Source organism: Streptomyces naganishii JCM 4654 (assembly GCF_014650575.1).
In the GTDB taxonomy this organism is placed as follows: Bacteria; Actinomycetota; Actinomycetes; order Streptomycetales; family Streptomycetaceae; genus Streptomyces; species Streptomyces naganishii.
Window position 1 is genome coordinate 72,621 of sequence record NZ_BMVF01000015.1, and the last position, 24,215, is coordinate 96,835.

The following is a 24,215-nucleotide window of genomic DNA, read 5'->3' on the forward strand; positions in this document are numbered from 1 at the left end:
CCCGGTCCGCGCGTCGCTGCGGGTGCACGCGGACCGGGGCCGTTTTAGGGGTCGCTCCCTGATCGGGGGTGGATCAGGGGCTAATGGGCGGCGCCACTCAGCTCCTGCCGCTCCTCGGGCGCGGCGGCCGCGTGCGCGTCCATCCGCTCGGCCGCGAGGATCGCCGCCGCCGTGTCCGCCCGGGAGGCGGCGACGACGAGAGCGCGCCCGGCGAGCGCGTGCGCCCGCCGGTGCAGCTCCGGCGTCCCGGTGACGGCGGGCGCCGACGAGCGGGCGGGAGCCCGTCCTCCCCGCAGCCGGGCCACCTGCCCGGCGAGCCGTTCGGCCGCCGCGTCCAGGTCGGCGGAGGGGGCCAGCGCGCGCAGCTCGTCGGTGACGGCGAGCAGCGCCGCGAGGTGGCCCGCGAGCTGGATGTCCAGCTCCTCCTCGCGGGAGCGGTGGGGGAAGTCGGGGGTGGTGGTGCCGGCCATCGTGGTGTGGACCGACTTGGTGCGGATCGGTTCGTACATGGGATGGCCTCCTGTGCGCTGACAGAAGGCATCCTAGCTTAGAACTCGTCTAAAGTTGAGCCGGTTCGCGGAACCGGTCCGTAGGCGCACTCTCGGTGAGCCGTACGGGTCCGGACGGGCCGCGGTTCAGGCCTGGCTGTAACCGTCCAGGAAGTTGCCGATGCGGCCCACCGCGTCGCGCAGGTCCCCGACGGTGGGCAGGGTGACGACACGGAAGTGGTCCGGCTCGGGCCAGTTGAAGCCGGTGCCCTGCACCACCATGATCTTCTCGCGGCGCAGCAGGTCGAGCACCATCCGGCGATCGTCCTTGATCTTGAAGACCTTGGGGTCGAGCCGCGGGAAGAGGTACAACGCCCCCCGGGGGCGTACGCAGGTCACGCCCGGGATCTGCGTCAGCAGCTCGTAGGCGACGTCCAGCTGCTCCTTCAGCCGCCCGCCGGGCAGCACCAGGTCGTTGATGGTCTGCCGCCCGCTGAGCGCGGCGACCACGCCGTGCTGGCCCGGCATGTTGGCGCACAGGCGCATGTTGGCCAGGATCGTCAGGCCCTCGATGTAGGAGTCGGCGTGCGCGCGGGGGCCGGAGATCGACATCCAGCCGACGCGGTAGCCGGCCACCCGGTACGCCTTGGACATCCCGTTGAAGGTCAGGGTCAGCAGATCGGGGGCGACGGCCGCGGTCGGGGTGTGCGTGGCGTCGTCGTAGAGGATCTTGTCGTAGATCTCGTCGGAGCAGACCAGCAGGTTGTGCCGGCGGGCGATGTCGGTCATCCCCTTGATGACGGCCGGGTCGTAGACCGCGCCCGTGGGGTTGTTGGGGTTGATGATGACGATCGCCTTGGTGCGGTCGGTGACCTTGCGTTCCACGTCGGCGAGGTCGGGCATCCAGTCGGACTGCTCGTCGCAGCGGTAGTGCACGGCGGTGCCGCCGGACAGGGAGACGGCGGCGGTCCACAGCGGGTAGTCCGGCGCGGGCACGAGGACCTCGTCGCCGTCGTCGAGCAGGCCCTGCATGGCCATCACGATGAGTTCGGAGACGCCGTTGCCGATGAAGACGTGCTCCACGTCGGTCTCGATGCCGAGGGTCTGGTTGTGCATCACCACCGCGCGGCGCGCGGCCAGCAGGCCCTTGGCGTCACCGTAGCCGTGGGCCGACGAGACGTTGCGGAGGATGTCCTCCAGGATCTCGGGCGGGCACTCGAAGCCGAACGCGGCGGGGTTGCCGGTGTTCAGCTTGAGGATGCGGTGACCGGCCGCCTCGAGCCGCATCGCCTCCTCGAGCACCGGGCCCCGGATCTCGTAACAGACGTTGGCGAGCTTCGTCGACTGGATCACCTGCATGCCTGGGAGCTTACGGCCCGGTAACGCCAGGTGCCGCGTGTTTCCCGCCACGTGAGACACGGCGGGTCGCGCGGTCGGGCAGGCGGCTGTCCGGGCGGTGGCGGCAGTCCCTATGCTTTTCGGCCATGTCCATGCCTCCCGACTTCCACGGCCTGCCGCGCCCGGACGGCGAGTCCTCCATGCCGCCGAACGTGTACCAGCCGCGGCCCGCCCCCGTGGAGTACGCCGAGTACGCCGACCCGGCGACGGCGCACGGCTGGCAGAACGCCTACGACGAGACCCGTGAGTTGCCTCGCGTCCCGCTCGAGGCCGCCGGTCCGGCGGGTGCCGCGGGCGCCGCGGGTCCGGCGGGCGTGGGGTACGGAAACGGCGCCGCCGAGTACGGCCCGGCCGGCGCGGGAGACGGGCCGGGTGCGGTCGGCGACGGAACGGTCCCCGCCGGGACGGACCCGGAGGCCGCCGAGGACCGCTTCCCTCCCGCCGTGTACGGGACGGACGCCCCCGCGTACGACCTCGGCCCGCGGCCCGGGGCGCGGGCGCGGCGCGGCAAGGAGCGGGCGTCCGCGCGGCGTTCCCGGCGGGCGGTGGCCGCCGCCGGGGCCGCGGGGGTGGTCTCCCTGGCCGCGGTGGTCGCCGGGGTGATGGCGCTGGGGTCCTCGTCGGGCGGGTCGCCGGGGCGGGCGGAGTCCGGCCGGCCGGCGGCCGGCGCCGATGACGCCGTCTCGCCGGCGGACGACGGCACCACCGCGGGGGTGAGGTCCTCCGGGCCGGCGGCGACGAGCGCGGTGCCCGGCACCGCCCGTGCCTCCGGCGGCCCCGCTTCCTCCACCGCGCCCGGCGCGGGCCCCACCGCGTCCGCCGCGGGGACGAGCGCCGCGCCCTCGCAGCCCGCCCCCACCTCCAGCGCCCCCGCGGCCGCTCCCACCCCGACCCCTTCGGCCGCCACCACGACCCCGCAGTACCCGGGCCGTGGCCACGGCAGGGGCGGCGGTCACTGGCGTCCCCGAGGGTGACCTGACGGCTTCTTGTGGCGATCCCCTCGCGCCATCACAATGCCCATGACAAGAAGGCAGGCGACCGGAAGATCTCCGGTCGCTCACTTCTGCAGAGGGGACCCCCACATGAACAAGCCTCTCCTCGCCGCGCTCGCCACCCTGGTGATCACCGGGGCGGGCATGGCACCCGCGGCCGCCGCCACCGCGGAACGGGCCACGGACGCCAAGGCGACCGGAACGGCCACGGCCCGGACGGCCGGCCGCACCACGGGCGCGGCCCCCGCGCTCAAGGCCGTCGACTTCGCCGGCACCGTCTCGCTCAGCAACTGCTCCGGCTCGGTCATCCGGTTCCCCAGCTCAGCGGACACCGACCCGGCGCTCGTGCTCACCAACGGCCACTGCCTGGAGACCGGCTTCCCGGCCCCCGGCGAGGTCGTCGTCGACCAGGCGTCCAGCCGCTCCTTCGGCCTGCTCAACTCCTCCGGCAGCCGCGTCGCCACGCTCCGCGCGAGCAAGGTCGCCTACTCGACCATGACCGACACGGACGTGACGATCTACCAGCTCACCCGCACGTACGCCCAGATCAGAAGCTCCTACGGCATCAGCGCGCTGACCGTGAGCGACACCCACCCGGTCGCCGGCACCGCCATCAAGGTCGTCTCCGGCTACTGGAAGCGCATCTACAGCTGCAACATCGACGGCTTCGTCTACCGCCTCAAGGAGGGCGACTGGACCTGGAAGGACTCCGTCCGCTACACCTCCGCCTGCGACACCATCGGCGGCACCTCCGGCTCGCCGGTCGTGGACACCGCCACCGGCAAGGTCGTCGCCGTCAACAACACCGGCAACGAGGACGGCGAGCGCTGCACCGTGAACAACCCCTGCGAGGTGGACGCGAGCGGCAACGTCACCGTCCGCCAGGGCATCAACTACGCCGAGGAGATCTACCAGATCCCCGCCTGCTTCGGCGCGGGCAACAAGCTCGATCTGAATGCGAGCGGCTGCGTCCTGCCCAAGCCGTAGAGCCACAGCCGTGGAGCCACAGCCGTAGATCGCAGCCGTAGACCACGGCCTCGGGCCACCTCTCGCGGGGCCCTCGCGGGGCGGTGCGGTCACAGGGGAGTCCTGCGCACCGCCCGCCCCGCGAGCACGTCCGTCCTGCGGCCGTCCTCGATCACGAACCTGCCGTCGATCAGGACGTACGGGATGCCCGTGGGCGGCGTGCGCGGCCGCTCGAAGGTGGCGCCCGCCGCGACCGTGGCCGGGTCGAAGAGCACCAGGTCGGCGCGGTGGCCCTCGCGCACCAGGCCGCGGTCCGGCAGCCGCAGCCGCGCCGCCGGCCTGCCGGTCAGGTGCGCCACGCACTCCTCCAGCGACAGCACCCCCAACTCCCGTACGTAGTGGCCGAGGTAGTGCGGGAAGGTCCCGTACGCCCGAGGGTGCGGCTTGTCGCCCTGGAGGATGCCGTCCGAACCGCCGGTGTGCACGCGGTGCCGCATGATCGCGCGCACGTTCTCCTCGTGCCCCACGTGCTGGAGGATGGACGAGCCCAGCCGGTCCTCCCGCAGCAGGCGCCGGGCGACGGTCCACGGCGTCTCGCCGCGCAGCACGGCCGACTCCCGCACGGTCCGGCCGACGTAGGGGGCGAGCTCCGGGTCGGTGACGCCCGAGACCTCCACGGTGTCCCACTCGACGGGCACGCCGTGGCAGCCGTCGGAGCCGGTGACCTCCATCTCGTACCGGATCCGCTCCGCCGTCGTCTCGTCGGCGAGCCGCGCGAGCACCTCGGCCGGCCCGCCCTCGCCCGCCCAGCCCGGCAGCAGCGCCGCCAGCGTGGTGGCGCCGGGGGTGTAGGGGTAGGTGTCCAGCGTGATGTCGGCGCCGGCCGCGAGGGCGTCGTCGAGCAGGGCCAGCAACTCAGGCGCGCGGCCCTTGTTCACGCCGAAGTTCATGGTCGCGTGGGCCAGGTGCAGCGGGCAGCCCGCCTCCCGGGCCAGGTTCACCATCTCCTCGTACGCCTCCAGGGCGCCCGCGCCGTAACTGCGATGGTGGGGGCAGTAGTAGCCGCCGTAGGAGGCCACCACCCGGCACAGCTCGGTGAGTTCGGAGCCGGTGGCGTACATGCCGGGGGTGTAGGTGAGCCCGGAGGACATGCCGACGGCGCCCTGCTCCATGCCCTCGGCGACCAGCCGCCGCATCCGGTCCAGTTCCTCCGGCGTCGCCTCCCGGTCCTCCCAGCCGACCGCCAGCATGCGGACCGTGCCCTGCGGGACGAGGTACGCCGCGTTGACCGCGATGCCCTCGTCCAGCCGGTCCAGGTACTCGCCCACGGACCGCCAGGTGAAGTCGGCGTCGTCGCCGTACCCGTTCCAGCCGGTGACAGCGCGGCGCACCTCCTCCAGCGTGCGGTCGTCGACCGGGGCGTACGACAGCCCGTCCTGCCCGATCACCTCGAGCGTGACGCCCTGCGCCGCCTTGGCGCTGTGGTCCGGGTCGCGCAGGAGGGCGAGGTCGCTGTGGGCGTGCATGTCGATGAAGCCGGGGGCCAGGACCAGGCCCCCGGCGTCCAGCTCCCGTACGGCCCGCGGCCGCTGGCAGCCGGCCAGGGCGGCCTCCTTGACGATGGAGACGATCCTGCCGTCCTTGACCACCACATCGGCGCGGTACGAGGGCTCGCCCGTGCCGTCCACGACGTCGGCGTCCCGGATGGCGAGATCGGGGAGGCCGGTGAAGTCCACCGGATCCATGCCGTGCACGTGCCCTCCTAGAAGAACGTACGGATGTACTCGACGACCGTGCCGTCGGCCCGCGCCACCGGGATCAGCGGCCACTTGTCGAACGACGTGCACGGGTGGGACAGCCCGAGGCCGACCCAGTCGCCCACCCGAAGGTCCGCGCCGGGCCCGGTGCGCAGCCAGGCGTGCTGGTCGGACAGGCCCGTGACCTCGATGCCGGTGGCCGGGCGCTCGGCGCCGTCCCGGCGCACCACCTGGGCCACCGGCAGATCGAGGTCGTAGGCCGCGTCCCGCTTGCCCGCGTTGACGAAGGCCTGCTCGGCGGAGGGGCGGGAGACGACCTGCGTCCACAGCCGGAACGCGGGCTCCAGCGCGCCCTCCTCCGGCACCCGGTTGAACGGGGTGAGCCTGCGGTAGTGCCCGTCGTCGTGCGAGACGTACGCCCCCGAGCGCAGCAACTTCAGCACCGGCGCGGACAGTTCGGGGATCTCCCCGAACACCTGGGCCACCGCGTCGAACCAGGCGCTGCCGCCCGCGCTGACGACGATCTCCTCCACCCCGGCGAACCGCCCGGCCTTGTCGAAGTCCACGGCCAGCGCGACCAGCCGGCGCAGCCAGGCCCGCACCCGCTCCGGGTCCGCGCTCGGCACCTCGCCCTCGTAGCCCGCGACCCCGACCAGCCGCAGCGTGCGGGTGGCCGCGACCGCGTCGGCGACCGCCGCGCACTCCGCCTCCGAGCGCACCCCGGTCCGCGCGCCCTCGCCCGCCGCCAGCTCCACGACCACGTCCACCGGGCGGTCGCCGCCGGCCAGGGCCGCGTCCATCAGCTCCACCCCGCGCACGGAGTCGACGTAGGTGACCAGGCGGAAGGACGGATCGGCGGCTAGCCGGGCCGCGACCCAGCGCAGGGCGGCCGGGTCCACCAGCTCGTTGGCCAGGAACACCCGGCGCACGCCGAAGGCGACCGCCACCCGCACCTGGTGCGGCACCGCGAGCGTGATGCCCCACGCGCCGTGCTCGATCTGCCGCTGGAACAGCCGCGGCGCCATGGAGGTCTTGCCGTGCGGGGCGAAGGCGAGGCCGTGCCGGGCCGCGTACGTCTCCATCAGTCCCAGGTTGTGCTCCAGGCGCTCGGCGGACAGCGCCAGGACGGGCGTGGTGAAGCCGCCGGTGAACAGGTCGCGGCGCTGGGCGGCCAGCTCGCCCACGGTCAGCCCGTCCGCGTCCGGCGGGAGGCCCTTGAAGCGGTGGTCGACGCGTTCCTCGTCCAGTCGGGCGAGCGCCTCGATGCTCATGCGACCTCCTGATCAGCTACGTTGCGTGTACTGCAACACTCATTGCGTATGTCGCTCACCGCTGTCTAACATCTCGGCCGACGCGGGTCAACGAAAGCCGCGAGCCGGGACGGACGACCGGCGCCGGTACCCGCGCGACCGACGAGGAGCCACCACCATCGTGACCGCACCCGGACGCACCCCCGCCCCCGGCGACATACCCGTCGTGGACGTCGTCGCCCTCGGCGAGTCCATGGTCACCTTCCTGCCCACCCGGCCCGGCCGCCTCGCCGACGTGCCGTCCTTCGAGCGGGCCATCGGCGGCGCCGAGTCCAACGTCGCCTGCGTCCTCGCCGCCGCCGGGCACTCCGCGCGCTGGGTGAGCCGGGTCGGCGCGGACGGCTTCGGCGACCACCTCGTCGAGGCGATCGGCTCGTACGGCGTCGACGTCTCCCACGTACGGCGCGATGCCGCCCGCCCGACCGGCGTCTACTTCCGCACGGCCGGCGACCGCGCCACCGACGCCCACGAGGTCGCCTACTACCGGGCCGGCTCGGCGGCCTCCGCCATGACGGCGGACAACCTGGACCTCGCGGCGGTGCGCGCGGGCCGCGTGCTGCACCTGTCCGGCATCACCGCCGCGCTCTCCGCCGGCTGCCTGGAACTGACCCGCGAGCTCACCGCGCCCCGCCCCGGCCGCCCGCTCGTCTCCTTCGACGTCAACCACCGGCCGGGACTCTGGCGCGAGGCGGCGGACGCCGGCCGGGCGCTGCTCGCACCCGCGCGCCGCGCCGACCTGGTGCTCGTCGGGGAGGACGAGGCCGCCGAGGCCTGGGGCGTCACCGGCGGCCCGGACGCCATCCGGGAACTCCTGCCGCAGCCGACCGTCCTGGTGGTCAAACAGGGCGGCCGGGGAGCCGTCGCCTTCCACCCCGGCGGCCGCACCTTCGTCCCCGCCCTCCACGTCGCCGTCGTCTCCCCGATCGGCGCCGGCGACGCCTTCGCCGCGGGGTTCCTCTCCGCCACCCTGCGCGGCCTGCCCGTACGCGACCGCCTGCGGCACGGCCACCTCATGGCCGCCGCCGCCCTCACCGTCCCCGGCGACCTCGCCGTACCCCCGGCCCGCCACCACGCCGACCGGCTGGCCGCCCTGGACGAGGCCGCGTGGGGGAGACTTCGACTCGGCCCCGGCTGGACGCGCACCGCCGAGGGCGCCGAGGAGGAGGTACGTACGCCATGAGCCAGACCGTCGACCGCGCGCTGAGCATCCTGCCGCTGCTCGCCGAGGGACCCGCCGACCTCGGGCAGGTCGCCGACCGCCTCGGCGTCCACAAGTCCACCGCCCTGCGCCTGCTGCGCACCCTGCACGAACACGGCCTGGTCTACCGCCAGTCCGACCAGCGCTACCGCCTCGGCGCCCGCCTCTTCGCCCTCGCCCAGGAGGCCATGGAGAACCTCGACATCCGCGAGATCGCCCACCCGCACCTGACCCGGCTCAACGACAGCTGCGGCCACACCGTGCACCTCGCCGTGTACGAGGAGGGCGAGGTCCTCTACATCGACAAGGTGGACAGCCGCTATCCGGTGCGCATGTACTCGCGGATCGGCAAGCCGGTCGCCATCACCGTGGCCGCCGTGGCCAAACTGCTCCTCGCCGACCTGCCCGAGGCCGAGCGGCGCGCGGTCGCGGAGAAGCTCGACTACCCGGCGTACACGCCCCGTTCGACCCCCAACGCGCCCGCCTTCCTCACCGAGCTGGAGAAGGTGCGCGAACAGGGCTGGGCCACCGACCTCGGCGGCCACGAGGAGTCCATCAACTGCGTCGCCGCGCCGATCCGCGGCGCGGACGGCCGGGTGGTGGCCGCGATGTCGGTCTCCGCGCCGAACGTCGTCGTCTCCGCCGACGAACTCCTCACCCTGCTCCCGCTGGTCCGCCGCACCGCGGACACCATCAGCGGCGAGTACTCCGGCAGAAACCCCGTGACCGCCCAGTGACACCCGCGACCACCCCGGACAGGAACCCCGCATGACGGACAGCACCGACAAGACCGCACGGACCGCGAAGACCGCGCTCACCCCCAGCACGCACACCACCCCGCCCGCGAAGTTCTCCCACGGGGTGCGCAAGGGCAACATCCTCCAGGTCGCCGGCCAGGTCGGCTTCCTGCCCGCCGAGGAGGGCAAGCCCCCCACGCCCGCCGGCCCCACCCTGCGCGAACAGACCCTCCAGACCCTCGCCAACGTCAAGGCGATCCTGGAGGAGGGCGGCGCGAGCTGGGACGACGTGATGATGATCCGCGTCTACCTCACCGACACGGCGCACTTCGCCGAGATGAACGACCTCTACAACACCTACTTCGAGGAGCAGGGCCTCACCCAGCCGCCCGCCGCGCGCACGACGGTCTACGTCGGCCTGCCCGCGGGGCTCCTCATCGAGGTCGACGCGCTCGCCGTACTCGACTGACTGCCCGTCAACTCACTTCACCCGTAAGTCCGTCACGGCACGGCGCCCGCAACCCCCTGGGCGCCGTGCCGCGATCCCCCCTGCCCGAAAGCTCCATGTACTTAACCCGAGGCCCCCCGTATGTCCTTCTCGCTCGCCGCCACCGCCCCGCCCGCGCCCCCGCACACCGGAGGCCTGCTCCTCCTCGTCGGCGGCACCACCGGCCTGCTCCTGGTCGCCGCCTTGGGCATCGCCCTGCTGCTGTTCCTGATCATGAAGGCGAGACTCCAGCCGTTCGTGGCGCTGCTCGCCGTCTCCATAGCCGTCGGCCTGCTGGCCGGCCTGTCGGTCACCGAACTCTTCGGCACGGTCCAGCGCTCGGACGCCGTCTCCACCATCGAGTCCGGCATGGGCGGCATCCTCGGACACGTCGCCATCATCATCGGCCTGGGCACGATGCTCGGCGCGATCCTCGAGGTCAGCGGCGGCGCGGAAGTGCTCGCCTCCCGGCTGCTCGGCCTGTTCGGCGAACGGCGGGCGCCCCTGGCCATGGGCCTGACCGGCCTGATCTTCGGCATCCCGGTCTTCTTCGACGTGGGCATCTTCGTCCTCGCGCCCCTCGTCTACGCGGCCGCCAAGCGCGGCGGCAGGTCCATCCTGCTGTACTGCCTGCCCCTGCTCGCCGGCCTGTCGATGACCCACGCCTTCCTGCCGCCGCACCCCGGCCCGGTGGCCGCGGCCGGCCTGCTGCACGTCCAGCTCGGCTGGATCATCCTGATGGGCGTCGTCTGCGGCATCCCGGCGGTGCTCGCTGCGTGGGCGTACTCGGCCTGGGTCGGCGCGCGGATCTTCGTCGAGGTCCCGCAGGACATGGTGGAGGCGACGGCCGAGGCCAGGCAGGCGGTCCTGCGCGAGCAACTCGCCTCCGGCGCAAGGCCGCAGGAGAAGCCGGTCCCGCTCGGCACCGTCCTCGGCATCATCGGCACCCCGCTGGTCCTCATCCTGGCCGCGACCTTCTCCTCCATCGCGCTGGACCCCTCCACGGGCCGCTCGGTGATCGAGTTCTTCGGCCACCCCTTCGTGGCCCTCACGATCGCCCTGGTGCTCGCGTACTACTTCCTCGGCATCCGCCGAGGCTGGTCCCGCAAGTCCCTGGAGACCGTCTCGACGGCCTCGCTGAAGCCGGTGGGCAACATCCTGCTGGTGGTCGGCGCGGGCGGGGTCTTCGGCGCGGTCCTCAAGGCGAGCGGGGTCGCGCAGGCGCTGTCGGACACCTTCAACGGCGTGGGCCTGCCGGTGATCGTGCTGGCGTACCTCATCTCGCTGGTGCTGCGCGTGGCCCAGGGCTCGGCGACGGTGGCGATCGTGACGACCGCCGGCATCGTGGCCCCGCTGCTGTCCGAGGGCCACCACTCCCAGGCCTTCGTCGCCCTCGTCATCATGGCGATCTCGGCCGGGTCGATCTTCGCCTCGCACGTCAACGACGGCGGCTTCTGGATGGTGGCCAAGTACTTCGGCATCAGCGAACGCGACACCCTGCGCACCTGGACCGTGCTGGAGAGCGTGCTGTCGGTGGGCGGGTTCGCCGTGGCGGCGGCGGTGAGCGTGTTCGTATAGGAGCGATTTCCGCGCAGGGCCCCCGATTTGGTGTAGGGCTCTGATAACGATGCGGGGGCTGGCTGTGTGCGGCACAGGATCGTCGACCATACTGCCCGCTGTGGAGCAGCGCATAGGACCGAGCAGCCAGCCCCTGAAGAGCGACCCCGTCAAGGGCGCCGGATTCGACCCGGCCTTCATCCCGGGCCTCACGACGCCGGCACCGGCGGAACGGGAGGACGAGGCGGCGCCCGCGGACGCGGAGACACCGGCGGACGCGGCGACGCGGGACGAGCCGGGAGCCCCGGCCGAGCGGACCGCCCCCGCGGAACCGACCGAGGCCTCCGCCGAGGGCGACGAGCCGGCCCCGGAGGCCTCCGAGGGACCCGTCTTCGAGGCCGCCGACCGCCGCGCCCGCATCGTCGCCGACCACAAGGGCGTACGCCTGAGCCTGGACGACCAGGAGTGCGAGTTCCGCTGGGACGAGATCGGCGCCGTCGAGACGGAGACCCCCCGCTTCGGCAAGCGCTTCACGGTCACCGTCCACACCCCCGACCGCCGCTGGTACCCCATCGAGATCGAGGCCACCTCCAGGTCCGCCTTCCCCACCTGGGAATCGGAACTGGACGCGGTACTGGACGCCTACTTCGAGGAATCCACAGCCGAACCGGCCAAGGACGAGGACTGACGGACGCGGGGCGCTCCGCGGGGCGCCTCCGGCCCCGCCCGGCGTATGAGACCGTTCCGAGCCTGTGAGTGCACGAGGGGTTCTCACCCTGGGATCGGAATCTGCTGCAGGTGCTGGATGATGGCTTCAAAATCCGCCAGGGCATCGCGGCAGAAATCCTGATCCTGAGTATTGAGAGAGTCGACCACGTCTGCGAACGCGGGATTGGTGAGCCCGTGAGATTCGCCATCCCATGTACGGAATCTGCAGGTATCCGTGAACAGGGTGAACTTCTGCCGGGAGCGAGAACCATGCGAGCTCACCAAAGCGGCTGAGGGTACGCATTGCTCGCGTACTTCGAGTCGACACGTTAGATCCCCTCAGTTACGCAATCACCAAAGGGCGCCTGAGTAGCCGCCATTGGTGGTGACGAGGTTCTTGCCCGGGTTCAACAGCCTGATGGCTCGCTCGTAGTCCCCGTAGGTAAGGCCGTCATCCCGGTCCGGTGGCCGGTCAGCCGGCCCCACTCGTCCTAGTCGTCCACTCCGTCGCCTTCGCTCCCCACGTCCAGCGCCACCCCGCACGGCACGCCCGCGGCGGGTGCGGCGGCGTCGAGGAGCCGTGCGCCGAGGACCCTGCGATACGGCCACTCGCGCGAAGCGCCGGCCCTCGCGAGCGCGAACCGGGCGAGCGCGGCCTCGTCGGAGAGGGCGTAGATCCAGCGGACGCCGCCGTAGTCCCCTGCAAGCAGTGCGGCGCCCGGTCGGCGGGCGCCGCACTGGTCTTGCGTTCACATGCTGGTTACGGGAGGGCGTGGACGTGGGGTCCCACCGTGTTGGACCAGGCGTTGCCCGCCGCCGCGTCCCAGTTGGTCGACCAGGTCATCGCGCCGCGCAGGTCCTGGTAGGTCTTGGACGGCTTGAACGAGCCGCAGCCGGTCAGCTTGGTGAGGCAGTCGAGGGCGTTGTTCACCACCGTCGGCGAGACGTAGCCGCTGCCGGCGCCGCTCGGGGAGGCGGGGACGCCGAGGCCCACCTGGGACGGGGAGAGGCCGCCCTCCAGCTGGATGCAGGCCAGGGCCGTCAGGAAGTCCACCGAGCCCTGCGAGTACACCTTGCCGTCGCAGCCCAGCATGGAACCGCTGTTGTAGTACTGGGTGTTGACGACCGTGAGGATGTCCTTGATGTTCAGGGCCGTCTGGAAGTAGCCCGCGGACGTGGACTGCATGTCGATGGTCTGCGGGGCCATCGTGATGATCAGCGACGGGCCGGCCTTCTGCGAGAGGGCCCGCAGCGCCTGCGACATGTACGTCGCGTTGATGCCGTTCTCCAGGTCGATGTCGACGCCGTCGAAGCCGTACGTCTGCATCAGCGAGTAGACCGAGTCGGCGAAGTTCGCCGCCGAGGTCGGGTCGCTGACCGAGACCGTGCCGTTCTGGCCGCCGACCGAGACGACGACCTTCTTGCCGGCCGCCTGCTTGGCCCTGATGTCCGCCTTGAACTGGTCGGCGGTGTAGCCGCCGAGGCCCGCCGAGTCGAGGTTGAAGGTCACCGCGCCCGGAGTGGTCGTGGCGTCCGCGAAGGCCACCGCGATGATGTCGTACTGGGAGGGGACGTCGGAGATCTTCTGGACGGTCGCGCCGTTGTTGAAGTTCTGCCAGTAGCCCGTCACCGCGTGCTTGGGCAGGCCCGAACCGGAGCCGCCGCCACCACCGCCGGTCCCGGCGGTCGTGGCCGTCACCGTCGCCGACTTCACCGACTCGCCCGCCGCGTTCACCGCCGTGACCTGGAAGGCGTACGAGGTGGAGGCCGCCAGCCCGGTCACCGTCGCCGAGGTGCCGGTCACCGACGTCACCTTGGTGCCGTCCCGGTAGACGTTGTAGCCGGTCGCGTTGGACACCGTGTTCCAGGCCAGGGACACCGAGGACGACGTCGTGCCCGTGGCCGACAGGCCGGTCGGGGCCGCCGGGACGGTGGGGGCCGGGTCACCGCCGCCGCCCCCGTCGGGGCCGTAGACGGAGACGTCGTCGGCGTAGTACGCGGCCTGGCCGTACCAGCCGTGCAGGTAGACCGTGACGGACGTGGTGGACGAGCCCGTGGTGAACGTCGTCGACAGCTGCTTCCAGCCCGGGCTGTCCGGCGTCCACGTGGACACGTCCGTCGTGCCCGTGCCCGTCGCGCCCAGGTAGGTGTAGCCGCCCTGGACCCACGCGGTCAGCGTGTACGTCGAGTTGGGTTTGACCGCCACCGACTGGGTGCACTGGGCGTTGTCCTGCCCGGCCGGCGTGGCCTTCAGCGCGGCCGAACCGCTGTGCACGGGCGAGGAGACGGTCGTACCGCTGCCCGCCGAACAGGTCCAACTGCCCAGACCGGCCTCGAAACCGGCGTTCTTGGCGTTGTTGACGTCCGCCGCCGACGCCTGGCCCGTGCCGGCGAAGGACAGGGCGAGTGCCGCGGTGACGGCTCCCGACCAGATGCGCAGCGGCCGCAGCCGTCCGGGTCTGGGTATGCCTGATACGCGGTCCACTGGGGCCTCCGGTGGGGGAGAGGGGAGGGGAGCAACTCGTGGGTTGATTCAGGGGGATCGACGTGCGGTCGGTCTGGAGAGCGACTGCCGGGACGGTGGCCACCGTCAGGCGTAACAAGTTGGTCCAGACCAATTGACTTGTCAAGAGGTCCAGACCAACTTCGCCGGTCAACGGGCGGCGCCGAATCCACGCTTCCGGGTCCGGCCGGCCGGACGGGCCTGCTCAACCCGTCCCGTTTTGCCGTGACTTGCGACAGGCAGTTGCCACTCAGCTACAGAATCGCTGTTCTCCGGTCACAGAGGCGTGGATACAGTGCTGAGGTAGTCACGCAGTGAAGTCAACTCGGCGTGCCGGAGGAACGACGGCGGGCCGAACGGCGTGAAACGGGGAGCTGCGCGTGTCAACTGCCATTGCTGTGACCAGCGCCGACATGGCGCTGCCCGCGCACGACGAGCGGACCTTGCCGGCCGTCGTCCTGCGCGACCTGGACCGACAGCCGCTGGAGCGGTCGCTGGACGCCGTGCAGACGCTGATCGACCAGCACGGACACGTGATCGTCGTGTGCTCGCACGCGGCTCCCAGCGGGGTCGAGAGGCGGCTGCACACCGTGCGCTCGCTGCTGGAGAGCGACCGTATAGCCCTCTTCCGGCCGGCCCTGCCCCCGCTCGGACTGGCCGTCCTGGCCCGCCAGTTGAGGCAGCTGGCCTCCTGCGACCTCAGCCCCGGCGTGCTCGCCTCGGCCGGCCGCCTCCTCACGCACTACATCCACGCCGGCGCCGTCCTCGGCTCCGTCACCCGCCTCGACCGCGTCCCCGTGGGACTCAAGGCGCACGCCAAGTCCTGGGTGCCCGGCAGCCAGTTCGGCGTGGTCGCCCACCCCGAACCCCAGCTCGTCCGCATCGGACCCGAAGCCAGCCTCGCCGGGCCCGAGTTCGGCACCTGGATGCTCGTCGCCAAGGGCCAGCTCCAGTCCGACTGGGCCGCCACCACCCTCGCCCCCGCCTGGAACGTGCAGGGGCTGCGCGAGGCCCCGCTCCCCGCCGAGTCCGCGCAGTGGTGGGGGACGGGAAAGCTCGTCGAGTTCTGCACCTACCTGCCCGACCTGTCGGTCCTCTACCAGCTGGTGACCTCGGTCCGCCAGAGCGTCTGCCACTGGTGCGGCATCGACGTCATCGGCGACCGCTGCGTCTTCTGCTCCGCCACCCCGCCCGTGCAGCACGAGAGCCACACCCCGACCGGGTAGTCCCCGGCCGGACGGTCCCGTACCGCCACCACCGCTCAGGCCATTCGATCCCGCTCGACCGATATCCCCAACGAGGTTGTACGGTTCATGAACTCCCGTCAGCGCCGCGGCGTGATACTCCTGATTCTGTCCGTCATCTGCGCCCTGGGCGCGTTCGCGGGCGTGCTCTCCGTCATCAGCGACGTCAAGTCCAAGGTCGGGCCCGAGGTGACGGCCTACCGGCTGCGGACCAACGTGCAGCCCTACACGACGCTGAACACGAGCCAGTTCGAGAAGATCAAGATGCCCAAGCGGTGGCTGTCCGACAACGCCGTCACCGACCTCGCGCAGATCCAGGGCAAGATCGCGGTCACCACCCTGCGCGCCGGCTCCCTGCTCCAGAGCGACATGATCGTCAACCAGCCCGCCCTCCAGCCGGGCCAGCAGGAGGTCGCCATCATGATCGACGCGGCGACCGGCGTGGCCGGCAAGATCACCCCGGGCTCCACGGTCAACGTGTACGCCACCTTCGCCGGCCAGCGCCAGGGCGACCCCGCCCAGTCGAAGATCATCGTCACCAACGCCAGGGTGCTCGACGTGGGCCGGATCACCGCACTGGACCCCAACGCCGACAACAGGAACCAGCAGCCCACCGAGGCGGTCCCCATCACCTTCGCGCTGTCCACCATCGACGCCCAGCGCATCACGTACGCCGAGTCGTTCGCCCAGCGGGTCCGGCTCGCCCTGGTCGCGCCCGGCAGCGACACCAGCGTCCCGGCCAAGGACCGCACCTACGAACTCGCGAACGACAAGTGAGAGGCCGCGCGCATGCCCACCAGGATCCTCCCGGCAGTCGGCGACGCGGACGCGGTCCGTTCCATCACCACGCTGCTCAGCCAGCTCCCCGACGCCGAACCCGTCGGCCCGGTCGCCGACTCGACCCAGCTCATCGACACCCTCGCGCGCCTGGCCGCCGAGTCCGTCGACGAGCTGCCCGAGGTCGTGCTGGTGCACGAGCGGATCGGCCCCGTCCCGGCCCTCGAGTTGGTCCGCGAGGTCGCGCTGCGCTTCCCGGCGGTCGGCGTCATCCTCATCAGCTCCGACGCCAGCCCCGGCCTGTTCTCCGCCGCCATGGACTCCGGCGCCCGCGGCCTGGTCGCGCTGCCCCTCAGCTACGAGGAACTCGTCAGCCGCGTCCAGGCGGTGGCCCAGTGGTCGGTGGGCGTACGCCGCCATCTCGGCCACGGCGGCGACGTGTTCACCGGGGCCGGCGGTCGCGTCGTCACCGTGAGCGGCGCCAAGGGAGGCGTGGGCGCCACCCTCGCGGCCATCCAGCTCGCCCTGGCCGCGCAGGCCTCCGGCCACGCCACGGCCCTGGTCGACATGGACCTCCAGACCGGCGACGTCGCCTCCTACCTCGACGTCCAGTTCCGCCGCTCCGTGGCCGACCTCGCCGCCATCACCGACATCTCCCCGCGCGTCCTGGCCGACGCCGTCTTCCGCCACGACACCGGCGTCGCCCTGCTCCTCGCCCCCGGCGAGGGCGAGCGCGGCGAGGAGGTCACCGACCGCGCCGCCCGCCAGATCGTCAGCGCCCTGCGCTCCCGTTACGAGGTCGTCGTACTGGACTGCGGCGCCCAGCTGAGCGGGGCCAGCGCGGCGGCCGTGGAGATGGCCGACACCGCTCTGCTGGTGACCACCCCGGACGTGGTCGCGGTGCGCGCCGCCAAGCGCACGGTGCGGATGTGGGACCGGCTCCAGATCCGCAAGGCCGAGGAGACGACGATCGTCGTCAACCGGCACACCCGCGCCACGGAGATCCAGCCGCCGCTCATCCAGAAGATCACCGGCACGGCGGTCGCGGGCACGGCCGTACCCGCCAACTTCAAGGAACTCCAGGGCGCGGTGGACGCCGGCCGCGTGCACGAACTGGACAACCGCAGCACGGTCAAGCAGGCCCTGTGGGGCCTCGCGGGCGAACTCGGCATCGTCAGGACGCCGGACGCCGCCGCCCACAGGAGCGGCGGCCGCCTGCGGGGCGGCGACCGGGGCTCGGTGCGCTTCGGGCGCAGAAGGGAGACCGGGGGATGAGAGGCGGGGGGACGGGAGCCGGCGCAACGCCGGTCAGCGGAGCGCGAGTTCGCAAGGCCGGCCCGGTGCGGCTCAGGTCGGACGACGGCCAGGTCGCCATCGAGTTCCTCGGCATGGCGCCGACGATCATCATCACGCTGGTGCTGCTGTGGCAGTGCGTGCTGCTGGGGTACACGTACACGCTCGCGGGGAATGCTGCCGACGAGGCCGTACGGGCGGGGACGGCGGCCACGGGGGACCGTCAGGGGGCGTGCGTGCGGGCGGGGCTGAAGGATCTGCCGAGTGCCTGGCAGGGCGACGCGACCATCGACTGCGCGCCCGGAGCGCCCGGTTACCTGCGGGCCGAGGTCCAGCTGAAGGTCCCGGTCCTTCTCCCCGGCGTGATCGGCTTCCCGATCCCGGTGACGGGCCACGCCGGCGCCGTCGAGGAGGTGAAGGACTGAGATGCCGTACGTCCTGCGAAGCAGCCGGCCCGGACGCCGCCGCGCCCCCGACCGCCACCTCGGCCACCGCCGCGCCCGCGACCTGGGATTCGGCCACCGCCGAGCCCATGCCCATGCCCGCGTCCGAGCCCGCGACCGCGGCCAGGTCGCCATCGAGTACCTCGGATTCATCCCGGTCCTGATGCTGGTCGCCGTCGCGGTCATCCAGATCGGCCTCGTCGCCTGGGCCGCCCAGCAGGCGGGCACCGCCGCCCGTGCGGGAGCGCGCGCCGCCTCGCTCGGCATGAGCGCCCAGCAGGGCTGCCAGCAGGCGGTCGCCGACTCGCTGAGCGGCCGTACGAGCTGTTCGCAGGCCCCGGGCAACGACACGGTCACCGTCACCGCGACCGTCCACATCCCCTCGATCATCCCGCTCTGGGATCCCATCGGGGACGCCCACAAGACCGCCACCATGCCGCTCGACCACTGAACGAGGAGCCGAGGGAAGCAGCCATGAGTCTCCGCGCACGCATCAACTCCCCCGAGGAGCAGGGCAGCCGGGGCGAGGACGGCCACCTCGTCGCGTCCTACCGCGCCAAGCTGCTGGAGGAGATCGACCTCGCGGAGATGAGCTCGCTGGCCGCGGCCGAGCGCAGGGTGCGGCTCGAGCGGGTGCTCGGGCACATCATCAGCCGCGAGGGGCCGGTCCTGTCGACCGTGGAGCGCTCGCAGCTGATCCGCAGGGTGGTCGACGAGGCGCTGGGCCTCGGCATCCTCGAACCCCTCCTGGAGGACGCCTCCATCACCGAGATCATGGTGAACGGCCCCGACGCGATCTTCGTGGAGCGCGGCGGCCGGGTCGAGCAGCTCCCGCTGCGCTTCGCCTCCAACGACCAGCTGATGCAGACCATCGAGCGGATCGTCTCGACCGTCAACCGCCGTGTGGACGAGTCGAATCCGATGGTCGACGCCCGCCTGCCCTCGGGCGAGCGCGTCAACGTGATCATCCCGCCGCTCTCCCTGACCGGCCCCACCCTCACCATCCGCCGCTTCCCGCGCTCGTTCACCCTCCAGGAGCTGATCGGCTTCGGCTCGCTGGACGAGCACATGCTGTTCCTGCTGGCCGGTCTCGTGCAGGCCAAGTTCAACATCATCGTCTCGGGAGCCACCGGAACCGGAAAGACGACCCTGCTCAACGCCCTGTCCGGCCTGATCCCCGAGGGCGAGCGCATCATCACCATCGAGGACTCCGCCGAACTCCAGCTCCAGCAGAGCCATGTGATCCGCCTGGAGTCCCGCCCGCCGAACGTGGAGGGCAGCGGCCAGATCACCATCCGCGACCTGGTGCGCAACTCGCTGCGCATGCGCCCCGACCGCATCGTCGTCGGCGAGGTCCGCGGCGGCGAGTCACTGGACATGCTCCAGGCGATGTCGACCGGCCACGACGGCTCGCTCGCCACCGTGCACGCCAACAGCGCCGAGGACGCGCTGATGCGCCTGCAGACCCTGGCCTCCATGTCCGACGTCGAGGTGCCCTTCGTCGCCCTGCACGACCAGATCAACAGCGCCGTCGACGTGATCGTCCAGCTCACCCGCTTCGCGGACGGCGCCCGCCGGGTCACCGAGATCGCCGTGCTCGACAGCCACGGCAGCGAGCCGTACCGGCTGGCGACCGTCGCCCGCTTCGCCGCGCTGCCGATGACGCACGACGGCCGGATCTACGGCGCCTTCGAGTACCACCCGCTGCCCCGCCGCACCGCCGACCGCCTCTACATGGCGAGCCAGCCCATCCCCCAGGCCTTCGGCGTCGCCCAGTCCGCAGACCAGCTGGCCACCCGGGAAGCCAGGTAGACAGGCCAGGTAGACAGGCAGGAAGAAGCGTCCCCATGGAACTGAGCACCCTCGTCACCTTCACCACCGGCGTCACCCTGCTGACCTGCCTCCTGGCCGTCATGGGCCTGCACGCCTACTCCTCGGGCCGGGCCCAGCGGGCCGCCCTGGTCGACCGGCTCTCGCAGACCGGGCAGATCACGGTGGGCCGCAGGCGCCGCTTCCGCAACCTCGACCGCCGCCTGCGCAGCACCAAGCTCGGCCGCAAGCTGGAGCTGAAACTCGCGGCGACCGGCCTGGACATCACCCCCGGCGAGTTCTTCGTCTACATGCTCGCCACCGTGGCCGCGCTCTGGCTGATCGGCCAGGCCGCCCTCGCGCCCTTCTTCGGCCCGCTCGCCGGACTGCTCGGCGTGTGGGCGGCGATGCAGTTCCTCAGCTGGCAGCGGCAGAAGCGCATCGAGAAGTTCATCAACCAACTCCCCGAACTGGCCCGCATCCTCGCCAACGCCACCCAGGCCGGCCTCGCCCTGCGCACCGCGATCGGCATGGCGGCCGAGGAGCTGGAGGCCCCGGCGGGCGAGGAACTGGGCAAGGTCGCCCACCAACTCGCCCTCGGCGCCTCGATGGACGACGCGCTCGGCGAACTCGCCGACCGCCTGCCCTCGCGCGAACTGGTCGTCCTGGTCACCACCCTGGTCCTGTCCAACCGGGCCGGCGGCCAGGTGGTCAGCGCCCTGCGCAACCTCACCGAGACCCTGGAGGAACGCAAGGAGACCCGCCGCGAGATCCGCACCCAGCTCTCCCAGGTCAACATGACGTCGTACGCGGTCCCCGTCCTCGGCGTCGGCGCGTTGTTCCTGATGAACGGGGTGAAGGCGGGCGCGCTCGACCGTATGACGGGCTCCCCGGTCGGCCAGGCGGCGGTGATCATCGCCTTCGCGCTCTACGCCGTCGGCTTCGTCCTCATCCGCCGCATGTCCCGCATCGACGTCTGAGCGCCGGCCACTCACGGAGGGAGGGGAACAAGCAATGGCACTGCTGCTCGCACTGGTGATGGGCCTGAGCGTGTGGGGGGTCTTCGCCGGCATCCGCATGTACCGCGCGGACGCCCGGCTGCCCAGCGACCTCGTACTGGCCCTGGAGGTCGGCTCCACCCGCACCGGCGCCGTCGACTCCGTCGTCGACCGCCTCGGCATGCGCTACGCCCCCGCCGTGCTGCGGCTGATGGGCCCCAAGCTGGTCGCCAAGTACCGCCGCAAGATCGACCTGGCGGGCAACCCCGGCGGCCTCACCATCGACCGCTACGCGGCCCGGCGGGCGGTCTACGGCTTCCTCGGCGGCGTGGGCTGCCTGGTCTTCCTGCTGCGCGGCCAGTACGTGGTGGCGCTGATCCTGCTGGCCTTCGGCGCCTTCTGGACCGAGGTCGGCATCTGGTCGGCGATCCGGATCCGCAGGGAGGTGATCGAGCGGACCCTGCCGGACTTCCTCGACGTGCTCGCCGTCGTGGTGAGCGCGGGCCTGGGCTTCCGCCAGGCCATGGACCGGGTGGCCACGAAGTACGAGGGCCCCTGGGCGGACGAACTGCGCATCACCCTGCGCCAGATGGACCTCGGCATGAGCCGCCGCCAGGCCTTCGCGGAACTGCGCCGGCGCAACGACTCCGAACAGGTCGCCATGTTCGTGACCGCACTCCAGCAGGGCGAGGAACTGGGCGCGCCCATCGTCGACACCCTGGTCTCCCTGGCCAAGGACATGCGCCGCACCGACGCCCAGAACGCCCGCCGCAAGGCCGCCCGGGCGGTCCCCAAGGCCACCATGATGATCACCACGTTCATGGTCCCGGGCACCCTGATCCTCCTCGGCGCGGGCCTGATCCTCGGCTCCGGCGTGGACTTCGGCTCGGTGACGGGGAAGTAGGGGGGAGGGACGGATGCCGACCACGGAAGAACGTACGGAACGCACGGAACGCACGGGGCTGCTGCGCCGCCGCCCCAGGGCTCCGGAGATCACGACCCCGCCGGCCGGCACGGTCCTGCCGGCCCACGTCCGCACCGGGGCGCCGGACATCCCGGTGACGTCGGTGACCCCGGCACTGCCGCCGGGCTGGGAGCCGGCGCGGGAGGACGGGGGCTCGTTGGGGGCGGTGCTGCGGCAGGGGCGTACGCCTTCGGGCGGTCCGGCGGCGCAGGAGAGCCCGGCGGCAGGGGCCGAAGTGGAGCGCCCCGCGGCAGGGGCCGAAGTGGAGCGCTCCACAGGGGAACCGGCCGAACCGGCTGGATTGGCCGAACCGGTCGCGCATGTCGGGGCTACGGCCCCCGGCGCCGCTGATGCCCCGCGCCCGCCCGGCGGCGAGACGGTCGCCTCCGAACGCATCCAGATCAGCGCGCTCCAGGCGATGTGCCGCTACGTCTTCGCCTTCCGCCTGGCGATGATCGCGCTGTCCGCCCCCTCCGCCCTGGTGAACGCGGCGCCGGGCCTGGCCACCCGCCTGGTGAGCGCGGCGGTGGTCGTCACGTTCATGGGCTCCTACGTCCTGTTCCGCGACTGGGAGCGCTTCGGCCCCCTCCTGCTGCGCCACCCCACCCTGCTGGCCCTGGACACCCTCTTCGGCGCCCTGCTGCTGATCGCGGCGGGCCCGGACAGCACGCTGGCCTACGTCTGCGTGTGCACGCCCCTGCTGGCCGGCCTGGTCTACGGCTGGCGCGGCGCGGCTCTCTTCGCCTCCCTCCAGTCGCTGATCCTGCTGGTCGTCTACGCCGCCTCGAAGGAACTGTCCGCGAACCTCGCCCAGTCCACCCTCTTCCCCGGCCTGTGCGTGATCGCGGGCGCGGCCGGCGTCACACTGCGCAACCTGCTCCTGCGCTTCGGCGAGGCGACCCAGGCGCTGACGACGGTCCAGGCCCGCCTCGCCGTCACGGAGGCGGTCGGCGCCGAACGCGCGCGTCTGGCACGAGAGATGCACGACTCGGTGGCCAAGACCCTGCACGGCGTGGCCCTCGCGGCGGACGGCCTGGCGGGCTCGGCGGGCGCCGACCGCATGGACCCGGCCCTGGTGAAGCAGCAGGCGGAACTGGTCGCCCGCTCGGCCCGCAGGGCGGCGGCGGAGGCGAGGGAACTCCTGGCGGACCTGCGCCGCGAGAACGACCCGGCCCACGGCACGGACGTACTCGTCGAACTGGCCGCCCGCACCCGCGACTTCGGCGGCCGAACGGGCGTACCGGCGACGTACCGCCCCACGGGCGAGCACGGCGTCCCGCCGATACCGCCCGCGGTGGCCCGCCAGTTGCTCACCATCGCGTCGGAGGCGATGGAGAACGCCCACCGCCACGCGGAGGCGACCAAGGTCGACGTGAGGGCGGGCGTCCACGGCGACCTGCTGCGGATCAGCGTGTACGACGACGGCCGGGGCCTGCCGCCCGGCACGACGCTGGAACAACTGCGCCGCACGGGCCACTTCGGCCTGGTCGGCATGGTGGAACGCGCCGCCTCGGTGGGCGCCCGCATCCGCATCGGCCGCGGCGCCCACCCGAAGGGCACGGAGGTCCGCCTGGAACTGCCGCTGGGGGCGCTGACGACACCGACACCCTGACGTCCGTACTCCTGCTGCCCTGATCCGCACCCAGACCCGAGAGGAGGCCGCCGATGCCGGACCAGCCGACGTCGTATCCCGGCTTGCCGCAATCCCCACCCCCGAGCCCCCTGGGGCACTTCCCCCAGCCACCCCCGCCCGCGCCGCTCCGCGTGGTCGTGGCGGACGACAACCCGGTGGTGCGCGCCGGCCTCACGGCGCTGCTCTCCGGCCGCGCGGACATCGAGGTGGCCGCGGAGGCCTCGGACGGCCGCGAGGCGTGGGAGGCGGCCCAGCGGCACCGCCCGGACGTGGTCCTGCTGGACGTGCGCATGCCGGGCGTGGACGGCATCTCGGCGCTGCCGTACCTCGTCCAGATCTGCCCGGTGGTGATGCTGACCTACAGCCGCGAGTCGGAGATCGTCCAGGAGGCGCTGCGCCGGGGTGCGGGCGGCTATCTTGTGCACGGCGAGTTCACGGCCGACCAACTGGTCGCGGCGGTACGGGACATCAAGGAGGGCAGGGCCCACTTCACGCCCACGGCGGCGGGCGCGCTGCTGGAACAGCTGCGCCAGGCGCAGCCGCAGCAGGCGGCCAGGGGCGGTGTCGACCGCCTGCCGGACGACCTGGGAAATGCAAACGCACACGCAGGTGGGCTGCCAACGGCCAGTCGGGTGAACGCTTACGCAGAAAACCTTTCGCAAGTGCAACCGGATGTGGGACAGTCGTCGTCTGGATGGACAGGTGGCCGTCCGGCCGCCGTAGACAGGTCGAGGTTCCAACTCAGCGTGAGGGAGGCGGAGATCATGGACCTCATCGCGTCCGGCATGACCAACCAGCAGATCGCCGCCACCTGCTTCATCAGCGAGAAGACGGTGAAGAATCACATCAACCGCATCTTCGCCAAGCTCCACAGCACCAGCCGCTCCGAGGCGGCCGCGAAGTGGCTGGGCACGGCCCCTTCGGACACGGCACGAGGGCTGAGGTGACCTGAG

Annotated in this window: 23 protein-coding genes; 17 read left to right on the forward strand and 6 right to left on the reverse strand. The window is 72.1% G+C overall.

Annotated elements, in window-relative coordinates; genetic code table 11:
• Positions 1 to 80: 80 nt before the first annotated feature.
• Both IE217_RS25035 and IE217_RS25040 read right to left on the reverse strand, forming a co-directional pair.
• On the reverse strand, positions 81 to 509 hold the full coding sequence (locus IE217_RS25035; RefSeq protein WP_190180202.1) for an SCO4983 family protein: 429 nt from the start codon (positions 507 to 509) through the stop codon (positions 81 to 83).
• A 126-nt stretch (positions 510 to 635) separates the two neighbouring features.
• Positions 636 to 1,847 carry a pyridoxal phosphate-dependent aminotransferase gene (locus tag IE217_RS25040; protein ID WP_190180203.1) on the reverse strand — a complete coding sequence of 404 codons (1,212 nt, stop codon included), beginning with the start codon at positions 1,845 to 1,847 and terminating at the stop codon, positions 636 to 638.
• A gap of 125 nt (positions 1,848 to 1,972) precedes the next feature.
• Here IE217_RS25040 and IE217_RS25045 point away from each other — a divergent pair, with 125 nt between their 5' ends.
• Both IE217_RS25045 and IE217_RS25050 read left to right on the forward strand, forming a co-directional pair.
• On the forward strand, positions 1,973 to 2,860 hold the full coding sequence (locus tag IE217_RS25045) for a hypothetical protein (RefSeq protein WP_190180204.1): 888 nt from the start codon (positions 1,973 to 1,975) through the stop codon (positions 2,858 to 2,860).
• Between the two features lie 108 nt (positions 2,861 to 2,968).
• Positions 2,969 to 3,865: a S1 family peptidase gene (locus IE217_RS25050; RefSeq protein ID WP_190180205.1), complete on the forward strand. Its 897-nt coding sequence runs from the start codon at positions 2,969 to 2,971 to the stop codon at positions 3,863 to 3,865.
• An 89-nt stretch (positions 3,866 to 3,954) separates the two neighbouring features.
• On the opposite strand, the gene IE217_RS25055 is transcribed toward IE217_RS25050, so the two are convergent.
• Both IE217_RS25055 and IE217_RS25060 read right to left on the reverse strand, forming a co-directional pair.
• Positions 3,955 to 5,589, reverse strand: coding sequence for an N-acyl-D-amino-acid deacylase family protein (locus IE217_RS25055; RefSeq protein ID WP_190180299.1), 1,635 nt, complete (start codon positions 5,587 to 5,589; stop codon positions 3,955 to 3,957).
• A gap of 17 nt (positions 5,590 to 5,606) precedes the next feature.
• A complete protein-coding gene (locus tag IE217_RS25060; protein WP_190180206.1) occupies positions 5,607 to 6,872 on the reverse strand; it encodes an amino acid deaminase in 1,266 nt (421 codons plus the stop codon).
• 160 nt (positions 6,873 to 7,032) lie between these two features.
• Between IE217_RS25060 and IE217_RS25065 the strand changes: the two genes are divergently transcribed.
• The 5 genes from IE217_RS25065 to IE217_RS25085 all read left to right on the forward strand — a co-directional run bounded on the left by IE217_RS25065 (position 7,033) and on the right by IE217_RS25085 (position 11,578).
• On the forward strand, positions 7,033 to 8,091 hold the full coding sequence (locus IE217_RS25065; RefSeq protein WP_190180207.1) for a sugar kinase: 1,059 nt from the start codon (positions 7,033 to 7,035) through the stop codon (positions 8,089 to 8,091).
• The gene (locus IE217_RS25070) at positions 8,088 to 8,846 is read left to right on the forward strand and encodes an IclR family transcriptional regulator (RefSeq protein ID WP_190180208.1); all 759 of its coding nucleotides are present in this window, start codon (positions 8,088 to 8,090) and stop codon (positions 8,844 to 8,846) included. The genes IE217_RS25065 and IE217_RS25070 overlap by 4 nt, the downstream gene beginning before the upstream one ends.
• A 31-nt stretch (positions 8,847 to 8,877) precedes the next feature.
• Entirely contained in the window at positions 8,878 to 9,315 is a 438-nt protein-coding gene (locus IE217_RS25075) for a RidA family protein (RefSeq protein ID WP_190180209.1), read from the forward strand.
• 120 nt (positions 9,316 to 9,435) lie between these two features.
• The gene (locus tag IE217_RS25080; protein WP_190180210.1) at positions 9,436 to 10,911 is read left to right on the forward strand and encodes a GntP family permease; all 1,476 of its coding nucleotides are present in this window, start codon (positions 9,436 to 9,438) and stop codon (positions 10,909 to 10,911) included.
• Between the two features lie 100 nt (positions 10,912 to 11,011).
• A complete protein-coding gene (locus IE217_RS25085) occupies positions 11,012 to 11,578 on the forward strand; it encodes a hypothetical protein (RefSeq protein WP_190180211.1) in 567 nt (188 codons plus the stop codon).
• Positions 11,579 to 11,661: 83 nt separating this feature from the next.
• On the opposite strand, the gene IE217_RS25090 is transcribed toward IE217_RS25085, so the two are convergent.
• Positions 11,662 to 11,880, reverse strand: coding sequence for a hypothetical protein (locus IE217_RS25090; RefSeq protein WP_190180212.1), 219 nt, complete (start codon positions 11,878 to 11,880; stop codon positions 11,662 to 11,664).
• A gap of 478 nt (positions 11,881 to 12,358) precedes the next feature.
• Positions 12,359 to 14,083 (reverse strand): chitinase, encoded by a 1,725-nt coding sequence (locus IE217_RS25095; RefSeq protein WP_190180213.1) that lies wholly within the window; start codon positions 14,081 to 14,083, stop codon positions 12,359 to 12,361.
• Positions 14,084 to 14,514: 431 nt separating this feature from the next.
• Here IE217_RS25095 and IE217_RS25100 point away from each other — a divergent pair, with 431 nt between their 5' ends.
• From IE217_RS25100 to IE217_RS25145, 10 genes are all read left to right on the forward strand, one after another.
• On the forward strand, positions 14,515 to 15,327 hold the full coding sequence (locus IE217_RS25100) for a hypothetical protein (protein WP_190180300.1): 813 nt from the start codon (positions 14,515 to 14,517) through the stop codon (positions 15,325 to 15,327).
• 87 nt (positions 15,328 to 15,414) lie between these two features.
• Complete coding sequence (cpaB, locus tag IE217_RS25105) at positions 15,415 to 16,122, forward strand: Flp pilus assembly protein CpaB (RefSeq protein ID WP_190180214.1); 708 nt, start codon at positions 15,415 to 15,417, stop codon at positions 16,120 to 16,122.
• Positions 16,123 to 16,134: 12 nt separating this feature from the next.
• Positions 16,135 to 17,397 (forward strand): CpaE/TadZ family protein, encoded by a 1,263-nt coding sequence (locus IE217_RS25110; protein WP_190180215.1) that lies wholly within the window; start codon positions 16,135 to 16,137, stop codon positions 17,395 to 17,397.
• Positions 17,394 to 17,840, forward strand: a complete 447-nt coding sequence (locus IE217_RS25115; RefSeq protein ID WP_190180216.1) for a TadE/TadG family type IV pilus assembly protein — start codon at positions 17,394 to 17,396, stop codon at positions 17,838 to 17,840. Before IE217_RS25110 ends, IE217_RS25115 begins: the two co-directional genes overlap by 4 nt.
• Positions 17,841 to 17,922: 82 nt before the next feature.
• Positions 17,923 to 18,309: a TadE/TadG family type IV pilus assembly protein gene (locus tag IE217_RS25120; RefSeq protein WP_229865609.1), complete on the forward strand. Its 387-nt coding sequence runs from the start codon at positions 17,923 to 17,925 to the stop codon at positions 18,307 to 18,309.
• Between the two features lie 23 nt (positions 18,310 to 18,332).
• Positions 18,333 to 19,670 (forward strand): TadA family conjugal transfer-associated ATPase, encoded by a 1,338-nt coding sequence (locus IE217_RS25125; RefSeq protein WP_190180218.1) that lies wholly within the window; start codon positions 18,333 to 18,335, stop codon positions 19,668 to 19,670.
• Between the two features lie 35 nt (positions 19,671 to 19,705).
• The gene (locus IE217_RS25130) at positions 19,706 to 20,647 is read left to right on the forward strand and encodes a type II secretion system F family protein (protein ID WP_190180219.1); all 942 of its coding nucleotides are present in this window, start codon (positions 19,706 to 19,708) and stop codon (positions 20,645 to 20,647) included.
• Positions 20,648 to 20,681: 34 nt separating this feature from the next.
• Positions 20,682 to 21,569, forward strand: a complete 888-nt coding sequence (locus IE217_RS25135) for a DUF5936 domain-containing protein (protein WP_190180220.1) — start codon at positions 20,682 to 20,684, stop codon at positions 21,567 to 21,569.
• 13 nt (positions 21,570 to 21,582) lie between these two features.
• On the forward strand, positions 21,583 to 23,241 hold the full coding sequence (locus IE217_RS25140; protein ID WP_229865592.1) for a sensor histidine kinase: 1,659 nt from the start codon (positions 21,583 to 21,585) through the stop codon (positions 23,239 to 23,241).
• Positions 23,242 to 23,294: 53 nt separating this feature from the next.
• On the forward strand, positions 23,295 to 24,209 hold the full coding sequence (locus IE217_RS25145) for a response regulator transcription factor (protein WP_190180221.1): 915 nt from the start codon (positions 23,295 to 23,297) through the stop codon (positions 24,207 to 24,209).
• Positions 24,210 to 24,215 lie beyond the last annotated feature (6 nt).

Bases quoted from the DNA above. Each gene is read 5' to 3' on its own strand.
- IE217_RS25110 (WP_190180215.1), top strand. From the start codon at position 16,135: ATGCCCACCAGGATCCTCCCGGCAGTCGGCGACGCGGACGCGGTCCGT.
- IE217_RS25130 (WP_190180219.1), top strand. From the start codon at position 19,706: ATGGAACTGAGCACCCTCGTCACCTTCACCACCGGCGTCACCCTGCTG.
- IE217_RS25125 (WP_190180218.1), top strand. From the start codon at position 18,333: ATGAGTCTCCGCGCACGCATCAACTCCCCCGAGGAGCAGGGCAGCCGG.
- IE217_RS25100 (WP_190180300.1), top strand. From the start codon at position 14,515: ATGGCGCTGCCCGCGCACGACGAGCGGACCTTGCCGGCCGTCGTCCTG.
- IE217_RS25050 (WP_190180205.1), top strand. From the start codon at position 2,969: ATGAACAAGCCTCTCCTCGCCGCGCTCGCCACCCTGGTGATCACCGGG.
- IE217_RS25040 (WP_190180203.1), bottom strand. From the start codon at position 1,847: ATGCAGGTGATCCAGTCGACGAAGCTCGCCAACGTCTGTTACGAGATC.
- cpaB (WP_190180214.1), top strand. From the start codon at position 15,415: ATGAACTCCCGTCAGCGCCGCGGCGTGATACTCCTGATTCTGTCCGTC.
- IE217_RS25070 (WP_190180208.1), top strand. From the start codon at position 8,088: ATGAGCCAGACCGTCGACCGCGCGCTGAGCATCCTGCCGCTGCTCGCC.
- IE217_RS25080 (WP_190180210.1), top strand. From the start codon at position 9,436: ATGTCCTTCTCGCTCGCCGCCACCGCCCCGCCCGCGCCCCCGCACACC.
- IE217_RS25035 (WP_190180202.1), bottom strand. From the start codon at position 509: ATGTACGAACCGATCCGCACCAAGTCGGTCCACACCACGATGGCCGGC.
- IE217_RS25115 (WP_190180216.1), top strand. From the start codon at position 17,394: ATGAGAGGCGGGGGGACGGGAGCCGGCGCAACGCCGGTCAGCGGAGCG.
- IE217_RS25060 (WP_190180206.1), bottom strand. From the start codon at position 6,872: ATGAGCATCGAGGCGCTCGCCCGACTGGACGAGGAACGCGTCGACCAC.
- IE217_RS25145 (WP_190180221.1), top strand. From the start codon at position 23,295: ATGCCGGACCAGCCGACGTCGTATCCCGGCTTGCCGCAATCCCCACCC.
- IE217_RS25135 (WP_190180220.1), top strand. From the start codon at position 20,682: ATGGCACTGCTGCTCGCACTGGTGATGGGCCTGAGCGTGTGGGGGGTC.
- IE217_RS25140 (WP_229865592.1), top strand. From the start codon at position 21,583: ATGCCGACCACGGAAGAACGTACGGAACGCACGGAACGCACGGGGCTG.
- IE217_RS25055 (WP_190180299.1), bottom strand. From the start codon at position 5,589: ATGGATCCGGTGGACTTCACCGGCCTCCCCGATCTCGCCATCCGGGAC.
- IE217_RS25075 (WP_190180209.1), top strand. From the start codon at position 8,878: ATGACGGACAGCACCGACAAGACCGCACGGACCGCGAAGACCGCGCTC.
- IE217_RS25045 (WP_190180204.1), top strand. From the start codon at position 1,973: ATGTCCATGCCTCCCGACTTCCACGGCCTGCCGCGCCCGGACGGCGAG.